Below are 2,338 nucleotides of genomic sequence, written 5' to 3' on the forward strand. Positions count from 1 at the left end.
GTACTGCTGCACACCCCAGGGCACCAGCACCGTCAGCACCCCGTCGCACCCGGCGACCGCACGCCGGATCACCTCCGGATCGTTCGTGGGTCCGGGAATGACGGTCATCCGGCCTTCGAACGCGGCAAGCTTCGGCACGCTGCGCTCCCGGCACACGCCCACCACCTCGTAGCCGCGTTCCAGCGCGTGGCGGACCATGTACTGCCCGAGCTTGCCCGAAGCTCCGATGATGCAGACCTTCTTCACGCGATCCGTGCCCATGGCGCAGCCCTTCGCCGGAATGTCTACCTTATGTCGTAAGGTACGGTAGCCTTATGCTGTAAGGCGGTCAAGGGAACCAGAAGTAAGGGGCGCGGATGAGCGACAGAAGCAAAGGCAGGCGCCGGACATCGACGCGCACCCCGCTCAGTCGCGAACGCGTGATACGCACGGCGGTGGCGGTCGCGGACGAGAAGGGGACCGCCGCGCTCACCATGCGGGCCATCGCCGAACCGCTGGGCGTCGAGGCGATGTCGCTCTACCACCATGTCGCGGGCAGGGACGACGTCCTCGACGGCATGGTGGACGCGGTGTTCGGCGAAATCGACCTGCCACCGCGGGACACGGACTGGAAGAGCGCCATGCGCCACCGCGCGGTCTCCGCCCGTGCCGTTCTGCGGCGCCATCCCTGGGCCGTCGGCCTGATGGACTCCCGGAGCAGGCCCGGTCCGGCGACCCTGCGCCACCACGACGCCGTCATCGGCGCGTTGCGCGCCGGAGGGTTCTCCGTCCCGATGGCCGCGCACGCCTTCTCGCTGATCGACAGCTACCTGTACGGCTTCGTACTCCAGGAGCTGAGCCTGCCGTTCAGCGGCGGGGCGGAGCTGGACGAGGTCGCCGGCGCCATCCTGCGCGAGATGCCCGCCGACGCCTACCCCCACCTCACCGAGCTGGTGACCGAGCACGCCCTCAAGCCGGGCTACGACTACGCCGACGAGTTCACCTTCGGCCTGACGCTCATCCTCGACGCCCTGCGCCCGGACGAGGACGCGAGCCCCTGGCCTGCCGCGTCCGGGGCATCGGGCCGGCGCCAGGGGACCTAAGTCGTGCCCGGCGGATCATGCCTGGGCCGCGGGCAGCCAAGGCGAAGGTCTCGCGATGTCGGCATGATCCGCCGGACACTCCCTAGCCGGCGGCCTTCAGCGCCTCCACGAGCTCGTCGCGCGACATGGCCGAGCGCCCGCTGACGCCGCGCTCGGCGGCCCTCTCGTAGAGCTCCTTCTTCGTCAGCCCTGCCAGATCGCCCCCGGCCCCCGCCCGAGCGCCGACCCCGGCCCTGCCCCTGCCCCCGGACTTGCTCTTGCCCTTGCCCCTGCCCTTGCCTGTGTCCTTGCCGCCCCGCCTGGAGGCGGCCGCCCGGTCGACGCTCTGCCGCAGCGCGTCCATCAGGTCGACGACGTTGGTCGCCTCCGGCGGCTCCTCCTCCGCCACGACCTCCCGGCCCTCCCGCTTGGCCTCGACCAGCTCCATCACCCGGTCCTCGTACGTGTCGCGGTACGCGGCCGGATCCCACTTCATGGCCAGCGCCTCGACCAGGTGCTCCGCCATCTCCAGCTCCCGCCGCGGCGGCTTGTGGCGCGCGGGCAGGTCCGTCTCCTTGCGCGGATCACGGACCTCGTCCTGGTAGTGCAGCGTGTGCAGTACGAGGTTGTCGGACTGCGCGCGCAGGGCGGTGAGGTACTCCTTGCCGCGCATCGTCAGCGTGGCGATCCCGGCCTTGTCCGCGCGCTCCAGCGCCGCCCGCAGCACCTCGTACACCTTGGCGTACTCCTCCCCGCGCGGCGCGACGTAGTACGTACGGCCGAAGTACACCGGCTCCACGTCCCGCAGGTCGACGAAGCCGTCGATGTCGATGACCTGCGACTTGCCGGGCGCGATCTCATCGAGCTCCTCCGGCTCGACCACCACGTACGTACCGTCCCCGAGGTCGTAGCCCTTGACGATGTCCTTGGAATCGACCTCCTTGCCCGTGCGCTCGTTGACCCGGCGGTGCCGGATCCGGTCGCCGGTTCCCCGCTGGAGCTGATGGAAGTGGACCGTGTGGTCCTCGGTCGCCGTGTACAGGCCCACGGGCACCGTGACCAGCCCGAACGAGATCACCCCGGTCCAGATCGGCCTCGCCATGACCACTCACCTCACTCCACAGCCGGCTCGACAACTGCCCTCGCCCCTACGCCCCTACGCCACGTGCCCGCGTCACCGCCCACCTCCCTCCTCCCGTACACGCCGAACGTGCTCCGCGGCCCACTCCGCCTGCTTCTCGGCCTTCCGCGCCGCACGGGCCGCCTCCCGGGCCCGC

General features: G+C 70.6%; 3 protein-coding genes. 1 reads left to right on the top strand and 2 read right to left on the bottom strand.

All coding sequences use genetic code 11. The features are described from left to right. Window positions 1-261 (bottom strand): NAD(P)H-binding protein (locus tag HTZ82_RS00765; RefSeq protein ID WP_175407278.1); only part of this gene is annotated, 261 nt, incomplete at its 3' end. Between the two features lie 95 nt (window positions 262-356). Between HTZ82_RS00765 and HTZ82_RS00770 the strand changes: the two genes are divergently transcribed. Then, window positions 357-1,082, top strand: a complete 726-nt coding sequence (locus tag HTZ82_RS00770; protein ID WP_175407279.1) for a TetR/AcrR family transcriptional regulator — start codon at window positions 357-359, stop codon at window positions 1,080-1,082. Between the two features lie 82 nt (window positions 1,083-1,164). Here HTZ82_RS00770 and HTZ82_RS00775 read toward each other — a convergent pair whose 3' ends face one another. After that, window positions 1,165-2,163, bottom strand: coding sequence for a Ku protein (locus tag HTZ82_RS00775; RefSeq protein ID WP_175407280.1), 999 nt, complete (start codon window positions 2,161-2,163; stop codon window positions 1,165-1,167). Between the last annotated feature and the right edge of the window lie 175 nt (window positions 2,164-2,338).

It is taken from the genome of Streptomyces sp. TRM64462 (genome assembly GCF_013362995.1).
In the GTDB taxonomy this organism is placed as follows: Bacteria; Actinomycetota; Actinomycetes; order Streptomycetales; family Streptomycetaceae; genus Streptomyces.